The sequence below is a fragment of the Flavobacterium sp. LC2016-23 genome, from assembly GCF_009674775.1.
In the GTDB taxonomy this organism is placed as follows: Bacteria; Bacteroidota; Bacteroidia; order Flavobacteriales; family Flavobacteriaceae; genus Flavobacterium.
This window is the reverse complement of the sequence record NZ_WKKE01000016.1, coordinates 127,576-149,297: the sequence shown is the minus strand read 5'-3', so window position 1 is coordinate 149,297 and position 21,722 is coordinate 127,576. Positions and strand designations below refer to the sequence as shown.

24 protein-coding genes are annotated in these 21,722 nt (G+C 35.2%); 23 read left to right on the top strand and 1 reads right to left on the bottom strand.

Annotated elements, in window-relative coordinates:
• The first annotated feature begins 19 nt into the window (after positions 1 to 19).
• From GJU43_RS14955 to GJU43_RS14845, 23 genes are all read left to right on the top strand, one after another.
• Positions 20 to 346 (top strand): hypothetical protein, encoded by a 327-nt coding sequence (locus GJU43_RS14955; RefSeq protein WP_154341561.1) that lies wholly within the window; start codon positions 20 to 22, stop codon positions 344 to 346.
• A gap of 274 nt (positions 347 to 620) precedes the next feature.
• The gene (locus tag GJU43_RS14950) at positions 621 to 1,352 is read left to right on the top strand and encodes a hypothetical protein (protein WP_154341560.1); all 732 of its coding nucleotides are present in this window, start codon (positions 621 to 623) and stop codon (positions 1,350 to 1,352) included.
• Entirely contained in the window at positions 1,342 to 1,926 is a 585-nt protein-coding gene (locus tag GJU43_RS14945) for a hypothetical protein (RefSeq protein ID WP_154341559.1), read from the top strand. The genes GJU43_RS14950 and GJU43_RS14945 overlap by 11 nt, the downstream gene beginning before the upstream one ends.
• Positions 1,919 to 3,415, top strand: a complete 1,497-nt coding sequence (locus GJU43_RS14940) for a hypothetical protein (RefSeq protein ID WP_154341558.1) — start codon at positions 1,919 to 1,921, stop codon at positions 3,413 to 3,415. Before GJU43_RS14945 ends, GJU43_RS14940 begins: the two co-directional genes overlap by 8 nt.
• A gap of 240 nt (positions 3,416 to 3,655) precedes the next feature.
• Positions 3,656 to 3,994, top strand: coding sequence for a hypothetical protein (locus GJU43_RS14935; protein ID WP_154341557.1), 339 nt, complete (start codon positions 3,656 to 3,658; stop codon positions 3,992 to 3,994).
• Positions 3,994 to 5,361, top strand: a complete 1,368-nt coding sequence (locus GJU43_RS14930; protein ID WP_154341556.1) for a hypothetical protein — start codon at positions 3,994 to 3,996, stop codon at positions 5,359 to 5,361. Before GJU43_RS14935 ends, GJU43_RS14930 begins: the two co-directional genes overlap by 1 nt.
• Positions 5,358 to 6,323, top strand: a complete 966-nt coding sequence (locus GJU43_RS14925; RefSeq protein WP_154341555.1) for a DUF6712 family protein — start codon at positions 5,358 to 5,360, stop codon at positions 6,321 to 6,323. The genes GJU43_RS14930 and GJU43_RS14925 overlap by 4 nt, the downstream gene beginning before the upstream one ends.
• A gap of 43 nt (positions 6,324 to 6,366) precedes the next feature.
• Positions 6,367 to 7,878: a hypothetical protein gene (locus tag GJU43_RS14920; protein ID WP_154341554.1), complete on the top strand. Its 1,512-nt coding sequence runs from the start codon at positions 6,367 to 6,369 to the stop codon at positions 7,876 to 7,878.
• 2 nt (positions 7,879 to 7,880) lie between these two features.
• Positions 7,881 to 8,915: a hypothetical protein gene (locus GJU43_RS14915; protein ID WP_154341553.1), complete on the top strand. Its 1,035-nt coding sequence runs from the start codon at positions 7,881 to 7,883 to the stop codon at positions 8,913 to 8,915.
• 22 nt (positions 8,916 to 8,937) lie between these two features.
• Positions 8,938 to 9,318 (top strand): hypothetical protein, encoded by a 381-nt coding sequence (locus GJU43_RS14910; protein WP_154341552.1) that lies wholly within the window; start codon positions 8,938 to 8,940, stop codon positions 9,316 to 9,318.
• The gene (locus GJU43_RS14905) at positions 9,306 to 9,710 is read left to right on the top strand and encodes a hypothetical protein (protein WP_154341551.1); all 405 of its coding nucleotides are present in this window, start codon (positions 9,306 to 9,308) and stop codon (positions 9,708 to 9,710) included. The genes GJU43_RS14910 and GJU43_RS14905 overlap by 13 nt, the downstream gene beginning before the upstream one ends.
• A 4-nt stretch (positions 9,711 to 9,714) precedes the next feature.
• Complete coding sequence (locus tag GJU43_RS14900; protein ID WP_154341550.1) at positions 9,715 to 10,311, top strand: hypothetical protein; 597 nt, start codon at positions 9,715 to 9,717, stop codon at positions 10,309 to 10,311.
• Positions 10,312 to 10,313: 2 nt separating this feature from the next.
• Positions 10,314 to 10,754, top strand: coding sequence for a CHAP domain-containing protein (locus GJU43_RS14895; protein ID WP_154341549.1), 441 nt, complete (start codon positions 10,314 to 10,316; stop codon positions 10,752 to 10,754).
• An 86-nt stretch (positions 10,755 to 10,840) separates the two neighbouring features.
• Positions 10,841 to 11,341 carry a hypothetical protein gene (locus GJU43_RS14890; protein ID WP_154341548.1) on the top strand — a complete coding sequence of 167 codons (501 nt, stop codon included), beginning with the start codon at positions 10,841 to 10,843 and terminating at the stop codon, positions 11,339 to 11,341.
• Positions 11,338 to 11,514, top strand: coding sequence for a hypothetical protein (locus GJU43_RS14885; protein WP_154341547.1), 177 nt, complete (start codon positions 11,338 to 11,340; stop codon positions 11,512 to 11,514). The genes GJU43_RS14890 and GJU43_RS14885 overlap by 4 nt, the downstream gene beginning before the upstream one ends.
• Entirely contained in the window at positions 11,511 to 12,248 is a 738-nt protein-coding gene (locus tag GJU43_RS14880; RefSeq protein ID WP_154341546.1) for a hypothetical protein, read from the top strand. The genes GJU43_RS14885 and GJU43_RS14880 overlap by 4 nt, the downstream gene beginning before the upstream one ends.
• Positions 12,245 to 12,742, top strand: a complete 498-nt coding sequence (locus GJU43_RS14875; protein WP_154341545.1) for a hypothetical protein — start codon at positions 12,245 to 12,247, stop codon at positions 12,740 to 12,742. The genes GJU43_RS14880 and GJU43_RS14875 overlap by 4 nt, the downstream gene beginning before the upstream one ends.
• 75 nt (positions 12,743 to 12,817) lie before the next feature.
• Positions 12,818 to 13,195 (top strand): hypothetical protein, encoded by a 378-nt coding sequence (locus GJU43_RS14870; RefSeq protein WP_154341544.1) that lies wholly within the window; start codon positions 12,818 to 12,820, stop codon positions 13,193 to 13,195.
• A gap of 344 nt (positions 13,196 to 13,539) precedes the next feature.
• The gene (locus GJU43_RS14865; protein ID WP_154341543.1) at positions 13,540 to 16,254 is read left to right on the top strand and encodes a phage tail tape measure protein; all 2,715 of its coding nucleotides are present in this window, start codon (positions 13,540 to 13,542) and stop codon (positions 16,252 to 16,254) included.
• 41 nt (positions 16,255 to 16,295) lie between these two features.
• Positions 16,296 to 16,850: a DUF4468 domain-containing protein gene (locus GJU43_RS14860; RefSeq protein WP_154341542.1), complete on the top strand. Its 555-nt coding sequence runs from the start codon at positions 16,296 to 16,298 to the stop codon at positions 16,848 to 16,850.
• Positions 16,851 to 16,946: 96 nt separating this feature from the next.
• The gene (locus GJU43_RS14855) at positions 16,947 to 18,065 is read left to right on the top strand and encodes a hypothetical protein (RefSeq protein ID WP_154341541.1); all 1,119 of its coding nucleotides are present in this window, start codon (positions 16,947 to 16,949) and stop codon (positions 18,063 to 18,065) included.
• Between the two features lie 12 nt (positions 18,066 to 18,077).
• The gene (locus GJU43_RS14850; RefSeq protein WP_154341540.1) at positions 18,078 to 18,569 is read left to right on the top strand and encodes a hypothetical protein; all 492 of its coding nucleotides are present in this window, start codon (positions 18,078 to 18,080) and stop codon (positions 18,567 to 18,569) included.
• Positions 18,566 to 20,416 carry a hypothetical protein gene (locus GJU43_RS14845; protein ID WP_154341539.1) on the top strand — a complete coding sequence of 617 codons (1,851 nt, stop codon included), beginning with the start codon at positions 18,566 to 18,568 and terminating at the stop codon, positions 20,414 to 20,416. The genes GJU43_RS14850 and GJU43_RS14845 overlap by 4 nt, the downstream gene beginning before the upstream one ends.
• A 12-nt stretch (positions 20,417 to 20,428) precedes the next feature.
• Here the strand turns inward: GJU43_RS14845 and GJU43_RS14840 are convergent, their stop codons facing one another.
• On the bottom strand, positions 20,429 to 21,616 hold the full coding sequence (locus GJU43_RS14840) for a site-specific integrase (protein ID WP_154341538.1): 1,188 nt from the start codon (positions 21,614 to 21,616) through the stop codon (positions 20,429 to 20,431).
• Between the last annotated feature and the right edge of the window lie 106 nt (positions 21,617 to 21,722).

The following is a 21,722-nucleotide window of genomic DNA, read 5'->3' as shown; positions in this document are numbered from 1 at the left end:
TTGATTATAAATTGAATTTATGTTAGACTATATTGAAACGGTGACAGATTTTTTGATTGAAAATTTTCACCCAAGTAATCCGGAAAGTGCAAATATTAAATTAAACACTGATCAGATTCTTAATTTTCTTTTTCGCACTTTCCCTGCAGGCTGCATTTCTGATTATGACTTGAATGAAATATTGATTTCATTAAATTATAAACGCTACACCTACGTAGTTGAAAGCTACTGCGAAATTGAAAAAGGGGAAAGTACAATTTATGAAATAAGGAAAAACTTAGAAGTTGGGTGGTGTTTGAAAACAGATCTAAATTTAAAGTCTCAGGAAGTTGAAAAACTTGAATAACCACTCTTTGAGTGGTTTTTTTATGTCCTATTGTAACGAATTCACACTTTCCATCTTTGTAATATAAAATTTAAAGTCATGAAAGATAAATTGAAATTATTCGCACTGTTCATAATTACTTCATTGTGGTTTTTTGGATCTATAAAAATATATTGTTGGTTTTTCTGTATTGAATTTGGAATTAAAGGATTTTGGGATTCAATTAATTTATTCCTGTTTTTTACAATATCGTGTGCAATGCTGTTTTTAATATTCGCTTTTATCCTTGGGATTTATGACTGTTATAGAAAAATGGTTTGACCAGGGTTGCGATTATGCAAAGGGAATTATTATTTATAGTCAACTACCGAAGCATAACCCAACATTATTAAAAAACTTTCAAAGAAAGAATAATTCATTTAATAGTGAGAAACTAAAATATGAATTAAAAAAGTTTATTGAAAAATATAAGCAAATTGAGATCGTTGCCGATATAAAACAATCAATCGATGAAATTGTAAATCCGGTACCACAAAGAACTGAAGATCCCGACAAAAAAAACTCGGTTCTTTTCCATCAGCTACCGGAAGCTTTACGGCCTGTTCTGCTCGAAGCAAACAATCTCTTTAAAGAAAATTGTATGTTAAAAGTTTCATTAAATGAATTACCGCAACATGCAGAAAGGCAAGCTATTGACATTCAAATTAAGATTTACAGAAACATCCAGAAAAACGCTTTATGTTGGTCCAGAATCGATTATTTTATTGCGAATAGAATTATTCCGGAATCGACAAAATCAGATTTTGAAAAGTTAACACCTGCAGGGCTGTTGAGACAACAGCAACTATTATATGCTTCGATTTCGAAGCTAAATACCAGGTTAAATGCTAACCTTGAAATAGTTAAAAAGGCTTCTTCAGTACCCGAAAAATCGAAAATTGAAAGGCTGATTTCTAAACAGCAAGAAAACCTTTTAAATAAAAACGAACAATTAATTGAAATTACCAATTTGATAGATGGGAAGTAAAAGACGTGATATGCTTATCAAACGCGGTGATACCACTTTTGATAAAATTTTGGCTCATTACATCAATCCGGAGCATTTTCCATTGAGTGAAACTAATTCGGCTATTTTACTGCGATTGAATGAGGTTTTTGCACTTCGTTTGAATCATTTTTCTACACAGCAGATTCTGAACAAATTTGTAAAAGAAAAGGGATTGTCTCAGGCTCAGGTATATGCAGATATAAGAAATTCAGAAAAGCTTTTTGGCAATGTTTTAAAAGCGGATGCAGAGGGTTCGCGCGCGATTTGGTTAGAATATACCCGGGATTATTTAAAGAGATGTAAGCAAAAAGGGGATTTGAACAATGAAGCAAAAGCCTTGAAAATGCTTGCCGATTACGGCGGATTAGCAAACGAAGATAATCCGAATTTCAATCCGGAGAAATTCGAAAACATGGAAATTCATGTTAATGTTGATAAACAAGTCCAGGCTAAACTTTTGGAAATGCTTTCGGGTGGTTCTGTGGATTTGAATAATCTAAATGTCACTGATATCGACTTTGAAGAATTAAAAACCGACGAAGACGATGATTAGTAAAAAAAAGTTTGTTAACCTTACAATTCCGCAGTTAACCTGTGTCATCGCTCCTCAAAAAAACAAATATATAAAAATGGGTCGTGGTGGTGGTAAAACGACTATTTTAGGGTACCACATGCGAGAATTAGTAAGGCAAATGCCAAAAGCATCTTTCGCAATGCCATGTTCGACATTCTCGCAGGCATTAAGTCGTACTTTACCGTCTGCTATTGAAGGTTTGGCAATGTTTAATTTATACCAGGATGTTGATTTTGTTGTCGGAAAATCCGGAAAAAAGTTAGGTTACGAAATGCCCTATCAGTCGCCAAATCAGTGGGATAATATAATTCACTTTCCTAATGGCAGTATTTTTCAATTAGTTTCTCAGGATAATGAAAGAACCGGACGTGGTTTAAACTCATACGCAGAGGCCGGTGATGAAGCCGCATTGTTTGATCCTGAAAGATTATTTGTAACTGTAAAAACTACTAATAGAGCCCAAAAGGAAATATTCAAAAAGTGTAGTCTTTTAGGATCTGAATTTTATATTTCCTCCGCACCTATAAATAAAAGGGGAAAGTGGTTCAATGATATGGAGAAAGTGGCGAAAGCTAATCCAAAAGAATACGCTTTTATCAAAGCATCTGCACTCTCTAATCCATACCTTAATCCTGCATGGTTTAAAAAGATGAAAGATGCAGCAATATCGGAGGTATTATATAATGCGGAAATCTTAAATATTGATCCCCCGGAAATTGTAGACGGATTCTATGGTAATTTGAACCCCGTTAAGCATTACTATACGGATTATAATAATAGTTATCTGGAAACTATTGGTGTATTGGCTCGATCTGAGCATTTCAATTGTAGCCAGGATAATGATCTGCATATTAATGAGCCTCTGATAATGTCAGTTGACTTTGGCGTCTTTAATGGATGTGTAGTGTCTCAGTTACAAGATGATGAATATAAAGTTCTAAAGTCTTTCTATGTCAAATCTCCTAAACTTCTCGATGATCTGTTTATTGAACAGGTCATACCTTATTACCGCCCACATCAGGATAAGTTTGTTTATTTATATGGTGGACATGATGGTAACAATAGATTGCCTAATAGTCCATATAGCTATTTCGAACAGATAATCAATGTCCTTACTGCACATGGATGGACAGTTTACCTAATGACCAAAGGTGCTGCGCCTACTCACACAGATAAGTATCTGCTCGTCAACGCTATGCTTAAGGAACATCAAACGCGCCTTCCCAAGATCCGAATCAATGAGCCTAACAATCCCGATTTGATTATAGCACTCGAACGAACTGAAGCACGGGAGTCGCTGAAAGGTGGGATCGAGAAGGTTAAGAAGGACGAACGTAATGTGCTATTCCCTCAACAGCACGCTCCCCATCTAACAGATGCATTCGATGTACCCATCATGACCATGTTCAACGAGGTGTTCAAAGGCTACAGTGCTCTATTGTCTGAAAGCCGTATTTCCACTACCTAAAACCCCCGCTCTCATATATCCTGAAATTTTGGGGATGGAAAGTGTAGAATCTTATAGGGACAGGCGTGCTTTTCTGTCTAAAAATATAAAAAGAATATTTATTTTTTAGCTTAAAAAAATGATATTCAGGAGATTAATTATTTAAATACTGGAAAAAGCATAAGGAATTGATATAAAATTAGAAACAAAAATGCTGTCCTATTTTAAAAACCGTCGAAGAATGAATTTTGAACTATGCAAATGGAAAAAATCTCATTAAAAGAAGGCTTAGTAATTCTGAATCAAAAAGACGAAAAGGGAACGCTTATCCCTTTTGATTTGACTTATAGAACTTTTAATGCTACATCGAAAAAAGGAGGGAAGCTAAAATTTTATTTAGGCTCCAGACTTCTTTTAGAAAAAAATCCAAATGCAATTCATCGTGATACAATTGAAAACATCTTAGTTCCAATCAAAAAAACTAAGAATGCAAATCATTTTGAAAACAGGACCAGAAACATTCAGTTACCAGATTACAGCGTGGTAACTATTCACATCGATTTTATAATCAGTATTAACAATAAAGAAATCATTTACTAATGTCAAATACCGAATTCTTAGGTAATCATATTGCAATTACAGAACACAAAGGATCACCGGCAATGGTGTCGTTCAAAAACTCCATTGACAAAATGGATGGTACCGTGACAGCCGTAAAAGTAGATGTAAAAGATAAACAGGGTGAAATCGCATCATGGGGTAAAAACAATGACTATCCACAACAGGTAATTAAAGAAGTTAAGAAAAATGGTGCAGCTGCTTCATCCTTAAGATTCCTTAGAAAAGCGCATTACGGTAACGGACTTGTACTTTTAAAAAACGAAGTTTCTGCTGAAGGAAAGAAAGATCCTAAAGTCGTTTCTCTTGCTGATGTTCCTTTGATAAATGATTTTTTCCGTAAATCTCAAATGAATCGCTTTTGGCAGGAAACAATTACTGATCTGGAATGGTTTGGAATCGGCTTTCCAGAGTATATTTTGTCTGAAAATTTTGTGACGATCAATCGCGTAAAAAGACAAAAAACGGCTTGGTGCAGATTTGAAATGATGAATGAAGAAAGCGGACTGGTCGAACATGTTTACATATCTGAAAAATTTGGGAAAGGTGGTTCTGTAGATGTTAACGGCGAATTCGTGGAAAAAATCCCTTTAATTGATAGTTACTGGTCGGCTGATGAAGTACGGGAATATTGCAAAGTGAATAAAATTACAAAGTTCATTAGACCTGTATTCTATCCTTTACTTGACGAAGCCTATTATCCTGAAAGTGAATGGCAAGCAATTTTAAAATCGGGATGGTTAGATGTTGCAAATTCAGTTCCCGCTCTTAAAAAAGCTTTGTTCGCTAATCAAATGACAATTAAATTTTTGATTGAAATAGACGAACAGTATTATACAAACATTTATGCCGAAGAATGGGCAAAAATGAAAGTCGAAGAACGTAAAAAGATACGAACTGATTTAGTCGATTCGATTAATTCCGGACTGGTTGGGAACGATAAAGCCGGAAAGTCCATCCAGTCGATGAAATACACAAATGCCAAAGGTGAACAGGTTTCTGCAGTAACTATTACCGCAATTGATGATAAATTAAAAGATGGTGTGTATTTGCCAGAAGCTTCAGCAGCAAACTCTGAAATACTGGTAGCGTTTGGTGTAGATGCTACTTTAATCGGTGGTGCCGGTATTCCGGGCGGTGCTTTGGGTGCCGGTTCTGGTTCAGATAAACGGGAAGCCTTTTTAATTCTGCAGTCTCTTTATAAAACCAATAGGGAAACTACCTTAGAAATTTTCAATTTTATTCAGGATTACAACAAATGGGATACAACAATTGTTGCAGGATTCGAAAACACCGTGTTAACCACATTAGATAAAAATCCGACTGGAATAAAAATCACAACAGCATGATACTAGAAACTACCGCCGACCTAAAGAAATATGTTTCAGTAGCTCAGTCTTTTGAGTTTTCTGATTTTCAGCCATATATCACAAAAGCTATTAATGGCTTTACAAAAAAATACCTGGGTAATCTTCATGTTTTTTTGGCTGAAGAATCAGGATCGCCAGATATTTCTTTTGAAGTAAAAAACGAAGCGCGAGAACATTTGCGAAATGCAATCGCAAATTTCGGAATGTTCATTTACTTTCCTTTTATGTCGGTAATGCTTGACAGTTCAGGTGCCACTGAAGTAAAGAACGATCAACGCCAAAGAGTGAACTGGGGAACTGAAAAAGACATACGCAGGGAACTTTTGCGCTCCGGACACGAAGCGATGGATTACTTACTGGAGTTATTAGAGAAAAACCCGTCAGTATTTACAGATTGGACTGCTGATTTTGGTACCATAAATAAAAAATTACTGGTCCACAACACAGCCAGTTTCAACGAATACTATCATATTTTCAATTCCAGACAAACATTTCTGGCTTTACAGCCATCAATTCGTCAGGTTGAAGATCAATATTTGCGAACGATGCTTTGTCCCGAACTAATTGAGCACTTAAAAACAGACGTTTCCGGCATTTCATTAGAGGTAAAAACAGAATTACAAAAAGCTATTGTTGCTTTTACAATTGCCAAAGTGGCAAACGTCGGCTTATTTCTTTTAGATGAAAATGGTTTAAAAGTAAACTTTGATTTACAGATAGATATCAAAAAAGAAAGTGTAAGTAACGGAAAAACTGCTGAACAGGTTTCTAAATTAGTAGAGGAACAGTCAAATAATGGTTCTCAATATTTAGCGCTGGCCAGACAACTAATTGAAGAAAACATTTCGTCTTTCGACCAATGCGAATTCCCATTAAAAAAAACAAATTCAACAGGATCTGGTTCTGGTCCCTACGACACAACCGGAGTTTTAGCATTATAAGAATGTCCTATTTAAAAAGCACTAAATTATTGAATTTCGCCTTATGAGTATTATAGCATCAAATAACCCATTTCCGCACGATCCAGATGATAACTGGGGAACAAAATTAGATAAAGGAGGTTACTCAGGCACGGCGCAGGATTTATTCAATTTAATTGATGAAATCAGTTCTCCAGATGATATTTTAGTTAAAGGCAAGGTTACAAAAACTTTAAATGTCCTGTCGATAGAAGCCGGTTCTTTTACCTGCAGAATAGATCAGGTTGTAATCACAAATGCTGGTTCTTACAGCACAATTATTGATGAAGCTGCAGACGGCTATTATCGTATAGATATTTTGGTCTTTACCAAGTTTGGAACAATTCTAAAAATTAAGGGTCCAGAAGATATCGGATCCGCTCAGGAGCCTGAAACACCGGAAGGCACTTTAAAAATTTCGTTTATTTCTGTTTTTGGAAATGTAATTGGAAATCCTGAACTACCTATAGAATCGGGATTTATTACAAAGGCTTCAAAAAGTGTAATCAAAATGGCATCTGCAGGAATTGTAGATATTTATCCGGTTGATGATCGATCCTTTTTATCTTTTGATGAAGGCATGTTATCCTTAAAGTCTTTGAATATTTCCGATTCAAACAATTTATATCTTGGAAAATCCTATATCATCAGAAACGGAACGACTGGGAGCGTAACGCTTTTCCATAATCAGGGAAGTGGGAATTTCAAGTTTAATTTTCCCAACAGTTTAGATTTTGTATTGAAGCCAGGCGAGTGCATAAGTATGGTTTTAAGGATTACAAATTATGGTACTTATACAGGTTTTTTAGATTATATCGGTACTATCGTTGATTTGACTGGTAAAGCGGACTTAGTTTCAGGTAAAGTGCCATGGTACCAACTGCCGAGTTACGTTGATGATATTTTAGAGGGCTATTTAATGTCTAATGTATTTTACGCCGAAAGTAGCTATACAAATATTATTCCTGGTGAAGCCGGAAAAGTGTATGTCGATGTGACTACCGGGCAAAAAAACAAACAATACCGTTACTCAGGTTCCTTATATGTTCAAATTACCAATGGCTTAATTGCATCAACAGATGATGTCCCTGAAGGATCCGCAAATAAATATTCAACAGCTGGACTGGTAATGTCTTACATATTATCTGGATTATCTTTTGCATCCGGTTCAGCAATTACAGCAGGTGATACGATTTTATCTGCTTTGGGTAAACTACAGAAGCAAATAACCGACCTGATTTCCACAGTTGCGGGGAAACAAGTTTTAGATAATCAAATTGAGATAAATTCTAACGGAAACGTACAGAACGCGTGGCACGGTCAAACAGTTTTATTTACGGCAAGTTGTACCATTACTGTTCCGGCAAGCCTTAATAATTCTTTGATGTTTCCGTTCAGGACATTAGCAGGGGTAACGGTAACATGGGCAATTACTTCACCTTTTGTTTGGGAAACAACGCCTTCATTAATTTACGAAAAAACAACAGGACACTTCATGCGCCGCGGCTCTACGAACACTATAATTTTAGATTCTTAATTATGGGAAGTTTAAAAAAATATCATTTTTCAAAAGTAAAGAATGTTAGGGTTTTTGGCTCGTTCGCTGGTGTCAGTAAATGGTATGGTGGCGTTTTGGCTCCGAATGGAAACGTCTACGGAATACCACTAAATAGTAATACTGTTTTAGAAATCAACCCTATCACGAATCAAACAACGACGTTTTCAGCAGTTACGTTTGAATCTAATAGTTATTTAGGTGGGGTGTTAGCCCCAAACGGTAAGATTTATGGTATTCCTTACGGATCAACTCAAATTTTAGAAATTGATCCCGCGACAAAAACGACTTCATTTTTTGGTTCCATTTCCGGATCAGCAAAATATGCCGGGGGAGTACTCGCTACTAATGGTAAAATTTACTGTACTCCTTTAAACGCAACACAGGTTTTAGAAATCGACCCTGTAACAAAAACGACTACTTTGTTCGGGTCGCTTTCCGGTACTTCAAAATGGGGAGGTGGGGCCCTGGCTTCAAATGGAAAAATTTATTGTCCGCCTGTTGAATCATCTCAGGTTTTAGAAATCGATCCGGTTACAAAAACCACCTCATTATTTGGATCCTTATCTGGCACAAATAAGTATACGAGTTGTGTATCTTCTCTAAATGGTAAAATATACGCTATTCCCGCAAATGCTTCTCAGGTTTTAGAGATAGATCCTTCGACAAAAACCACTTCTTTATTTGGTTCATTGTCAGGCACTGATAAATGGGCAGGTGGTGTCTTAGGGTATAATGGCAAAATATACGGTATTCCAAGAACTTCAACACAGGTCTTGGAGATTGACCCGGTAGCAAAAACAACAGCATTACTTGGTAGCTTGGCAAGTGGTGGAGCGAAATGGGGTTGTGGATCCATAGCACAAAACGGAATGATTTACGGGATTCCCACAACGAGCACCTCAATTTTACAAATACTTAAAACAAATCAGCCTAATGTTGTTGGATCTGCGGGTGTTGTTCCGCCTCTTGTGAACTTGGCAACTAGTGATTTTAACAGACTATACAATAATTTCTAATTCATAATTTCAAATACCACAAATGATAAAATCAATAGTACCCGCCTTTTGTGATCTCAGAGGATCCCGAAAAGCAATCATCCAGATTGAAATCGATTCCTTTGAAAGCACTCCTGCAGGAACGAATTACGTTGTAAAGGACTATGCAATAAGTTACGATGAGGAAGGAAATTTAACCAAGCAATTGATTAATACTAAATCTGTTTTTTACAGTGCAGAAAAAATTAATCAACTAAACGTATTTCTGGAATCGATTTACGAATATACCGGAATGTCAAAAATTGATCGGGACTGGACCAAAGTTAAACAAGGGCTGTTAATTGACACGCAAACTAATTTGTATGAAGACGGTTTAACTATTTACAGATTAACGCCTAATAACTGGGAATTATGCGAAGTTTAGGTCTTTTATTAATTGAGGTGTTACTGCTGATTATCGGCGGAAGTATTTTTCTTTTGCTTTTCGTAGTCGGTTGTTTATATACTTTTTGTAAGCATGTAGTAAAGTTTGATTATTCATCTAAAAGGCAGTTGCAGCCAATTATAAGAAGTGTAACATTGTCGTTGGACGGCCTTGCCTGTGCAGGTGGGGGAGAGTTGTTAAATGACGCTTTACGAATAAATGGTAAAATTAAGTACGGGAAATGGAATAAAAGTATTTCTGGAATTTCTGGCCTTGTAAAAATTTATGAAAAAGATACCTGGCTACGTAGATTTTTAGATAGGTGCTTGGGTAAAAACCATTGTGACGAATCGATATCTGATGAGGATAGATTTTATTATAAAAACAATTAGAATTATGGATATTTCAAATTATATAAACTATTTAGTAAAGCCCTTATTGGCAGCTAAGAAGATTACAACGACCTCAAAGGGAATTGCGCTCTCAGTTCCTACGATCGCTTTATTGGCAACATTTCACATTGAAAAACAGGTATTACTGTTTTTAGGCGTGCTACTCTTATTTGACTTTGTTACAGGAATCTTAGTTTCATTTAAAGAAGCAAAGGATAATGCTAAAAAGGATGGTCGCTTTGCAACAAAAGAAACTACAAAACATCGATGGTTTACAAGACTGATGTTTAGGATTAAATTTTACTACAATGTAATTGAAAGTGAAAAATTACGCCTCTCATTACTGAAAATGACAATGTATATGTTTGCTATAATCGGTGCGAAAACAATTCAAAGTATGTTTAAGATAAAACCGTTTGCTTTTTCATTCTCTGAGGCCGAATGGACCATTACCATTGTGGTAATTAGTATCTGCTGCATATTTGAAGTTCATTCCATTGTGATGGAGAATGTAAAGAAATTGGGATATGATTTAATAGATAAATTATTTTCAGTTTTTAGATCGTATAAGGAAATTAAAAAGGAATTTAAAGAAGAATAGATATGAGTGAGATTTTAAGAATAGCAGAAAAAGAAATTGGACAAACTGAAAAACCAGCAAATTCCAATAAAACTAAGTACGGGAAATGGTTTGGCCTTGACGGGGTTGCGTGGTGCGGTGTTTTTGTCTCCTGGTGTTATGCACAAGCGGGTTTTCAATTGCCAAAAATTGGATTTTTAAAAGGTTATGCCGGTTGTCAAACTGCAGTCGCCTATTTTAAAAAAATGAATCAAATCACAGTAAATCCCGTAGAAGGTGATATTGTCTTTTTCGACTGGAATGGCGATGGGAGGTATGACCATACAGGCCTTTTTGTAAAATGGCTAAATAAAACGGAATTTGAAACTATCGAAGGCAATACTGCTATTGGAAATGACAGCAACGGCGGTAATGTTATGAAACGAATTCGAAAAAATAACAATGTAATTTTTGTTCACCCATGAGAAAATCAATAACATTTTGGATACTTTGCTTTACTATAATTGCTATTACAAACTCCTGCGGTGCTCGAAAAACCGAATCAGATAAATTGGAAAAAACGGAAAAACAGGATTTTTCAGGATTTTTTAGTAATTCTGGTGATTCCCAAAAATTATTAAAACAAGATTTAAATTTGAAGAAATGGTCTTTTTCAAATGCTACTGATTTAAGTGAGTTGGAAAGTGAAGAAATGACCGTAGAGCCAAGTGACCCGACAAAACCTGCAGTTTATACTGACCCGGGCGGAAAGAAATATATTTTAATTAATGCAAAAATCACTAAGAAAAAGGAAAATCGGAAAAACAAAATAAATTCCGGGAATTCCGGGAATTCAGAATTAAAACTAAAAATTGATAATAAAAAAAGAGAAGCACAAGAAACCAAAGTTTTAACTTCTGTAAAAACATCTGCGAAAATAGCTTCTGCGAAAAAAAATACTGACAGGAAGCAATTTAGCACATGGAATTTATTATGGCTTTTGCTTTTGTTGATTCCAGTTTTAGCTTGGAGAGTGTATAAAAAAATTAGAAAAGTAAACCCGATATCATGAGTACAAAAGAGGAAATATTAGTGCTTAAAGAAAAAAAAGCGAGACAGTTCTTAGAAATTGAAATGTTAGCTGCAGTTAATGATGCTGTATATACAAGATTTGGTAAAACAGTTGCAGAAATAATGAAAAAGGAAAAGCAACTTTTAAGGGAATCTGAAAATGATTTATCATGAAGAAAATAAAATTATATATTCCGACTACATGGGACGAAATGACAGAAAGGCAATTCGAAAAAATTGCCTTTCTTTTCAATACATCAGAAACCAGCATAAAGTTTTATATAAAGCTGTTTTTTTTATTAAATAACGTAAAGTGGTGGCAGTTCGCAAAAAAAGCGAAAGTTAGAATTGTACTGCGTAATATTCCATTGTCGGATTTGCACAAAGCATACGAATACATTTTTAAAGAAAACAATCGAACCGTTTTTCCGAAGGCACTTAAAGCAGGTAAGACTATATATTTTCCGCCACAAAATAAAATTGCAAACTTGACTGCAGATGAATTCGCGGTCATTGATGATTTGCATATAAAGTGGAGGGAGACTAAAGATTTGGAGTTTCTGCGATATATGTTAGCGGTTCTTTATACTCCGGATAAAGCGAGATCTGTTTTCGATAAGAACGACCTTCACGAAAAAGCGATTCCGTTTAAGAAGGTTTCATTGCAAAAGTTGTTTGCTGTAGAGCAGGCATATTTCGGATGTAAGAACGCACTTGTAAAGAGATTTCCGAAAGCATTTCCAAAACCAAAGCCTGGAGCCGCTAAACCAAAAAAGAAGTATGGGTTTTCGAAAGTAATTTTAACCATGGCTAAAGGGGATCTGTCAAAACTGGATCTGATTAAAAAAGTTAATGTCTACACTTTTTTAGAACAATTTGAAGAAGATTTAACACCTGCGAACAAATGAGAGAAATAACACATGCAAAAATTGTTCAATTCCACAGGGAAATGGTAACCTTTAATAAGGAATTAAAAGGTTTTTACAGATTTAACTGGAATGAAATTTCCGGAAATTTTAGAAATGGTGTGGCTACTCCTACGCTATTATTGGAAAGTCATTCAGCGGAACTAAATACAAATTCGAACAAGTCAACAACTTTCAATGGACGAAGTATTTCGTTTTTATTATTGGATTTTGCAGGTAAAGCTGACGATTACAATAAACAGGAAGAAGTGCTGGACAGATTGGAAAACGTTGCAATTGATATTGCGTCCTATCTCAAATTACTAAACGAAGATCGAAATTCATGGCTTTTCGGCAAGTTTGATCCGAACACATTTGCCTATGAAAAAGTAGGCCCTATTTTTGACAATATGTACGGTTGGAATGTGCTTTATGTTTTAAAGAATCATGAAGATTTAAAAATAGATCCCGATAAATGGGAATTCCCAGTCCCTTAAGCCTCTCATTGAGAGGTTTTTTTTATGTCCTATTTTAAGGTATTTGCTACCGATAATTTAGCTTAAAAATAGGCTATGACAGGTACAATTGATATTTTAAAAAGAGAAAAGGAAATTACTGCTAATGCTGTAAAAAAACTACGACCGGCGGTTCGAGAGGAGGTCGGGAAAAGTTCGAACTCACGTAGTGGAAATGCTTTAAGACTTTCCGGCGCAGGAAGTCGATTTAAAAACGGGAGATTACAGCGAATTACTATGTCGGCTCCATACTATATTTTCATGCAGCATTATGGTTTTGAAGGCAAAAAGTCAAACGGTGTTAATCAAAGGCTAAAAGCTACGGATGTCTTTACAAAAGCAATTGAATCTTCAAACATAATCGAAAGCTTGGCGAATGAAATTTCTGAATTGCGTATTGATCAGGTTACGGCCCTAATAAAATTTAGTAAGTAATGGCAAGTAGAAAAGAAATACCTAGAGAATTATCGATTTACATTAATGATAAAGCGGTAGTAAATTCACTTGCAGGAATTAGCCGTGCGATAAGCCAAACGAAAAATGAAATTGCAAACTTAAATCGAAATTCTGATACCTATAATGAGGATTTAGAACGTTTAGGAAAGCATCTTGACGAATTAACAGACAAGCAAAAAGAATTTAAGGATGAAATAAAATCTATTTCTCAGGCTATGGATGATTCTGTAGGCAGCTTTAAGAAATTTAGGGATGGTTTACTTTCGGGAGATTTAGAAAGTGCAAAAGAAGGATTTCTGGGATTAAGAACTGAATTAACTAATTTGGTTAAAACTACATGGGCTTTTATTTCTACTCCACTTGGTGCGACGATTGCTGCGCTTTCCGCTATCGCGGTGAGTACAAAGTATGTTATAGAGTTTAACCAGGAATTAGAAAAGTCGAATGATATATTGCGCGGTTTTGGCGTGAGTTCTGCTACTGAATTAACAAACGTAAGATCAGAGATTTTGGCAACGGCTAAAACTTTCGACAAAGAATTTGAAGATCTTGCAGGCAAAGCAAATTCTTTAAGTAAAACTTATGGTATTTCAATGTCTGAGGCAAATAGAATTATAGCAGAAGGCTTAGCCAATGGCGGTCAGTATAATGAGGAATTTTTGGACAGCATTGGTGAATACGATGAGTTCTTTAAAAAAGCCGGTTATTCAGCATCAGAATTTGTAGCAGTAATCAATAAAGGATTTGATCTTGGAATTTATTCAGATAAATTACCAGATGCACTAAAAGAAGCTGATTTGGCGTTAAAGGAGCAAACAAAAGCGAGCCGTGATGCGCTTGAAAACGCTTTTGGTATTGCATTTTCAGATGATCTTTTAGCTCGTGTTGCCGCTGGAACTACATCAACAAAGCAGGCATTAGAAGAAATTGCCGTGCAGGCTCAAAAAACGCAATTATCGCAGCAACAACAGGCGCAACTTACGGCCGACATCTTTAAAGGTGCCGGAGAAGACGCTGGAGGGGCTTTAAAGATTTTAGAAGCGGTATCGAAAACCACACAGACAGAAATCTCAGCTTCAACAAAAGCGCAACTTGAACTTTTAGCGGCAAACGAAAAATTGAATAAAGCACAATCTGAACTGTTTGAGATCGTAGGTTTTGGAAGTATTTGGGACACGATTAAGGCAAAAGCTATTGATGCACTTGCAGAAATTATTTACTACATAGTAGATTTAAAGAATGATATTCAGCCTTTAATAGATCTTATCGGTATTAGTCTTTCAAATTCTCTGGTAATTCTGAAACTTGTATTTGTTAGCGTTTTTAAAAATATAAGTTTTGTGATAAAAGTCTTTTTTGACTATATAAAGTTTGTTTTTGACTTTATCAAAGCGGTTATTTCGGGTGATTTAAGGGGGGCTTTTAAATTATTTGGTGATTATTTTATCAACCTAGGTAAAACAATTGCGAATTTTTTTAATAGCATGAAGAATACAATTATCGATACCCTATTAAGTATTGTTTCAAACGTTTCTCCCATTCTGGAAGCAATGGGTATTGATGTAGATAAACTGAAGAAAAGGCTTGAATCACTAAAATCCAAAGAAGTAGTTTTGAAATCAACTACTGAAACTGGTGCTCCTAAAAAAACTGCTGAAGAACTTGCCGAAGAAGAACGATTATTAAAAGAAGCGATTGCAAAACAAAAAGCAATTCGAGATGAAGCACGCAGAAAAGAAGAAGAAGCGAGACAAAGAGCATTAGCAAAAAAACGCGCTGAAGAAGAAAAAGCTGCAAAAGAAGAATTGGATCGAATTTTGGCACTGGCCAAAGCAAAAACTGATCTTGCTAAAGCGGAACTTAATTACTTTATTGCAACAAACCGAAGCAAAATTGATTCTTCTAAAAAACTTTCTATTGATATTATAAACGACGAAACTGAGCGTCTGTTAATTATTAAAGATCGTCAACTTGACGCTATGGCGGAGAAAAGGTTAAATGATCTTGAAAAAGCTAAATCCGATGCGAAATCAGCAGATGAACTTAAGTTAATTAAACTTGCAATTGATTTAGATTATGAAACTCAGCGTCAAAATTTAGAGTTTTCATTTTTAGAAACTACAACTAACCTAAAAAAGCAGTACGAAGAAGAACAAAAGGTACTAAAGGCAGAACAACTGCAGGCCGAAAATGAATTAGCACTAGAAGAAGCGAATAGTATCTACGAACAAAACAAAATAAAACAGCAGCAGGAGTATCAGAAGGAACTGGCCGATTATAAAAAGCTATTCAATGACAAAATAATCACTGAAGACGAATACAATCGTTATAAAAATGCAGCTGCCGACAGACAAAAGGAACTCGATTACCAAAGGCAGATTGAAACAACGCAAACTGCTCTGGGAGGTTTAAACACTTTAGCCGGTGCCCTTGGTGAAATGTTTGGTCAAAGTAAACAGTTAGCAATTGTTCAGGCAAATATTTCGGGAGCGCAGGCAATACTATCTATTTGGCAGGCACCTGCAGCATTACCACAACCCTATGATGCAATTTTGAAAGGTGTACTAACCGCAGCGTCCGTTTTGCAGACAGCTTCTCAAATAAAAACTATTCAGAAGCAAAAAGCGCCTAAAACTCCGAAGTTCTTTTATGGAGGTTTTACAGGCAGCAGCGCACATTTAGGATTTGACGAATTTGGACCGATGACCGGGGTAGTTCATGACCAGGAATATGTAATTCCTAAAGCCATGACACAAAGCCCCAGATACGCTAATACTATTGCATGGCTTGAAAATGAAAGAACCGGAAAAAGTGCCAGAAAATTTGCTGATGGTGGTCCGACTTCTTCAAATGTTGTTCCTGATGGAGTAATGATTGAAAATGATAAGGAAATGAAGGATTTATTGCGCGCAGTTTTGTTCCGCTTAGAAAATCCCGTAGTTCCTAATTTAAGAATCGGCTACGACGATGCAAAAGCTATCAATGATTTAAATAATGAACGTTCTGCTTCTGATCAAAACGGTATCCTTAGTGAATAATTTTTTGTAGGTTTGTTCTTTAACATTTAAAATCTAAAATAATGAAGAAATTACTTTATATGTTATTCTTAATTAGTTCTGTGAGTTATGCACAAACATTGTCGGTTACACCAGACGGATTGAGAAACCCGAATGATCCAGAAAAGACATTTGTCGTTTTAAATCTGGAGGGAAAAACGGCTAAGCAGTTATTTGATGGATCAGTAAAATATATTACTAAAAATTATCAGAATCCGGATAAAGTAATTAAAGGTAAAATTGAAAATGAGTACATTAAGTTCACTACGCATATTGCCGACTTTATAATTATAAAAAATTCCTTTGCAAAAGTTCCCATTACTGCAGATTACACCGTAGAACTTAATTTTAAAGATGGTAAAGTGCGGTATGAAGTCATTTCGTTAGATATGTATGATAAATCAGGACGTTACAAACTGCATTTCAAGGGAGAGGGGGCATTTTCCGGATATTATATTTATAACAATAAAGAGGAGTTAAAAAAGCCGGAAGCAAAAACAGCGTTGGAAAATTACTTTAATATAAAAATCGAAAACCTCCTAAAAACTCTCCAGAATCCGACAGAGGATAATTGGTAAATGATTATAAATTTTGAACCTCTCATTTGAGAGGTTTTTTTATGTCCTATTATTCACGATCCGAGCCTTCTAATTTCGTAGAATAATAAACCAAAAATGATATCAATTATAAAATCGCCGGCATTGAATAGGGTTTTGCTTGATGCAAATAATACAGAGATCCAAATTGAATCTACGAACGGAGATGGTTTTTATTTTCGCGCACTGATTTACGTGGATGATGTTCTTTTTGATGAACAGGGATGGTCGAGAAAGGACAGTTACACCGCAAGTAAAGATCTTGTTAAACTCTATAACGCGTATTTCGAAACCATTTTGACGGTGTTTCAGGAAAATGGATTAGTAGAACAGGTGCATCTTAAAAAGAAGATCAATATTACTATTCAGGAATTATCACTTGAAACCGATGAGATAAGCGATAGCATTAGTTTACCTCAATTTTTCTTTTTATTTAATGTAAAGCCGGTTTATTTCGATGATAGTACTAAAATTCAAATTCTCGGAGTAACTCCGCCGGTTATTTTAGTGCCTGAAAACGGTAAAATAATCGTTCCGTTTTATGTGAAAGCACTGGGTGAAAGTGTCGATGTGAAATTGTATGATAATTTTGGAAATTTGATAAATGCTGTCACATCTGATACTTTTACCGATAAAAAAATATTTCTATACTTTTTTGACTTATCACCAATAATTTTAGTTAAAGACACATTATACTTTGAACTTAAAATCATGTGTGGTCTAACTGAAATTACCAGGATCTACAAATTGATAAGGTTTCCTGATTTTACCGTTAAAGAAATTTATTTTAAAAATAACTTTGGGTATTATATACCTGCTTATTTCGATGGTGAACTAGAAATTCAAGACTCTTTCTCTGTCGAGAAATATACACAGTCAGATGGTACAAGCGAGATTTTCGAAATTAACGAGGAAGCTACATATACGTTAAATACAGCCTCACTCTTACAAAATGAGCGCGCAATAGTCAATCAAATTGCCAGTTCTCACGAAGTCCTTATTCGTATCAATAATCAATGGCGAAAAATCCAGCCAGACATCAAAAAGCTTTTAGAATATCGTGACAAAAAGCATTTATATGCGCAGGAATTGGTATTTACTTTTACTAAAAATGGTAAGGTAAGTAACGTTTTTGATACTGAAGCCGGAGCCGATTGGGATTATCCGGATTTTTCGCCACAGGATTGGTTAACTTAATAATAGAAAAACATGGATCATGCAGGATTTGAAAATTTAATAGCAGCTTTAGGTGACGGAGATAAGAACACCGCTGGAGAAGTAAGATCGCTCTTGCGTCACATGCTTCAATCCATTTTTTTACCAGGAGATGTGAAAATTGTTATTTGTTCGGAAGAAGAAATTTCGGCAGATTATACTGCGACAGGACTTGGCAGAGGAAAAAGGGCCGGTTGGGCAATTTGCAACGGATTAAACGGAACTGAACCCTTCGGGGGAAGGGTCCCATTAGGATATAGTGACGATTATCCTGTGATAGGTGATACAGGTGGCTCAAAAGATGCCGTTCTGGTTGAACATTCACATAATACTTGGGGTTTTGGTGCTCCCAATACGGGAAGTAATGGTTTAGACAGTGGTAATTACCTCTGGGGGCAAATTGCGAGCACTACAACAGTTGGTGTATCTGGCGTAAATAAGAACCTTCAGCCTTATCTTGTAGTACTTTATATTCAAAAATTATGAGTATAATTAAAATTATAGCAAACGGCATTGAGATTGATATTGTAAAGGATACATTAACCATAAAATCTGAAAACAATGCTTTATCTCGGGACTTTAAAGTTTCTGCATCAAGCTTTCCCTTTTTGGTTATTGAAAACAAAAAGACTAAACTGGCACTTGGAACTAGAGATTTAGCCTCAGTTAAAAAGGTAAAGATTGTAGATGTTATTGTATTTGAAGGCAGTGAAAAATACTATGGGGAATTGCAAATTTTATCGTATTTGGACGGTTTTAGAAAATGTAACCTAAGATATTCCTCCAAAATATTTACATTGATGAATAAAAAGATCTCAGAATTCATGCCGACAGTATCAGTTATTCCGGGTGAAGAAAATCCAATTCCATACTCTGTAGAAAGTGAAGATGTAATCGAAGGTTCTGAGCACTGGCAAACCTATCCATTACCATTTTTGGATAAAAACTTTCCAGAAGTTAAATGGCAGTTTCCTACTATGAGTTGGATAAATAAGTTTGGTGTGAACTTGGAACCGGATGATGAATGGTACTTATACAAAAACCGGATTAATGATTACGACAACGATGGGTTAATTCTAAATTCCGTTCAGATCGCCGAAAATGAACTTGTAGTCAAAAACAAAAATGTTGTAAGTCCACAGGTTTTCTTACTTTCTCCTTTATATTATGCTTTAAAAAGCATTGATTTTAAGGCCGTGGGATCAGCAATGGAAAATGAGTTTTTAAAGCGTATTTTACTTTTATCCACTAAAGATAATTTGACAAAGGCAAATTATATTAAACAGCAATTTCCTCCTCTGCATTATGTAGAGGGTGGTAATTTTTGGAATACGAATTTTTACTATAATATTACGACACCTGGTACCTATTACGTTAAGTATCGATTTGAAGAAACAACTTTTACAGGCGATGAATATGGTCGGGTTTTTAGTATTAGCTACGCAGGTGGTCTTAAATTCGCTTACTCTTACGGTGCTAACAGGCCGTCGGAAGTTTTTGAGGGAATCTGTGAATTTGAAGTTACCGGAAATGAAGTTTCACATCAGCTTTCCTTTCAATATTCAACTCAGGAAAATCTTATGCCTGTCTATTTTCTATCGGCTTTGAACAACGACAATAAAGGTAATCAGATGCATCCCACGATTGAATTAGGCAGATATTTGCCAGATTGGACATTTGCAACCTATTTAAACGAAATTCAGAATTTATTTAATTTGGAAATCACTCCGGATGATTTCGCAAAAACTTTGAAATTCGAGTTTAATGAAGTGACGATAAATAATTCTTCGACATTTATTGTAAAGAAATCATTGCAGTTTAAATCGTATGATCCTGCACCGTATACAGCGTATCTTTTGAAATATGATAATGATGTAGATTCCGCATTATGGATAACGGCAACCGGAACGGAAGAATATACTTCGCAAAAATCTGATTTTTGCGAAAACTTATTTTCTAAATTCAAATTTATACCAGGTACTTTTACTGCAAATTTGTCGGAAGAAGTTGCTTCGAGATCTGGCATTGGTTTAATGATTTATGATCCTTCAGAAAAACCTTTTGTCTCATATAATTATTTAGATCAAACGCTGAAAATAGATGGTGAAAAGGGTATTTACGCTGTTTTTTGGAAGAAATTTATAAAGTTCCTTCTACAGAGTTCATTAGTAGAAGTTGTGGGGCCTTTTACCGAAATTGAGAAAAACAAAATAGCAAAATTAAAACGGATTTTCATCGATCACCAGGAGTATATGATCTCAGTTACAGAAAGTACAGAAACTACTCAGGATAATTTTATGCTTAAATTTAAACTTCAAAGTATTACTTTTTAAGGAAAAGGCCACTTAATTAAGTGGCCTTTTCAATACACCAAAAGAAATATCGGCTTGTTGAATAATGGAATCACAGGTGTTTTTTCTGATAGCATACATCTCTGTAATTTTAATTTCAGAATGTCGCGCCTGATCTCTGACTTTTATGGCAGGAACGCCGCTGTTTAGTAAATCCGTAATTCCGGTATCCTTTAAACTATAAAACTGGTACTTACTTTCTAAGTTTAATTTAACTCTTAAAACCTCCCAAGCGTTTCCAATTTTATTTGCAGTCATTTTTTTTAATCCTGGCTTAAATTGGTTGTTTGAAAAAACATAATAATCCTTCGGTGAATCTCCGACATGATTTTTTATAGCATTTAAGAATTGCGCTGGTATCGTAACGCTTTCATCCTTTTTATTTTTTGATATCTCCTTTGGTAAAAAAATGGAATTATCTTCAAAATTCAGCATCCAGATTTTAAGTTTTCCAAGTTCACTATTACGTATAAAGCAAAAGTACGTCGACATACAAAGTGCGGGATATCCATCTTTATATTTTTGAAATTCTTCGTATATTCTTTGTTTTATCGCCTCTGGAATTATCTGCCGTTCTTTTGCCGGTGGTTTTAAACCTTGAATTCCCATTGTGGGGTTTTCATTTAAAATTCCCCTCCCGATCAGGAATGCCGAAAATAGTCGTAAAAATGCAAGGTGATTGTTTCTGGTCCGGGGCGAAGAATTTCGTTCGATGTAAATCCAATCCAAATAATTTACGCAAAGGTGCTTCTTTAGTTCTAATGCGAAAACAATTTTTATTTTCTTTTCCTGAAAATACAGTTTCAGTAAGTTGATATTTGAATTATAGGTTCTAAGAGTATCCGGGCGGAGTACATTGTCTTTTATCTGTTTTTTTATGCTGGCTAAAAAATCATCGATAGCATCTTCAAAAGTCTTGTAATTGCTACCTACCTGTTCAAGGAACGGCGACCAACCTGCAGCCAGTTTTAAATTAATAGCTGCCACAATGGATTTTGCGAGTTTAAGCCTTTGAGGTCTGGATTCCATTGTAGGAACGCGATGCCTAAATCTTTCTAATTTATTTGTGATGGGATTTTTGGAGTAAAAGACAATAATCCACTCCTTATTCATTTTTAATTCTGCAGGTTTAAAATCTACAAAGATTAAACTTGATACTCTACGTACTTGAGAATTTTGCATTTTTTTTTATTCTTTTAAAAAATTTAAAATTTTCTAAAAAAATAATGTTGACACAATTTTGACACAGATTTTTTGTAAAAATCTTTCTAACCCTAAGATTTATATG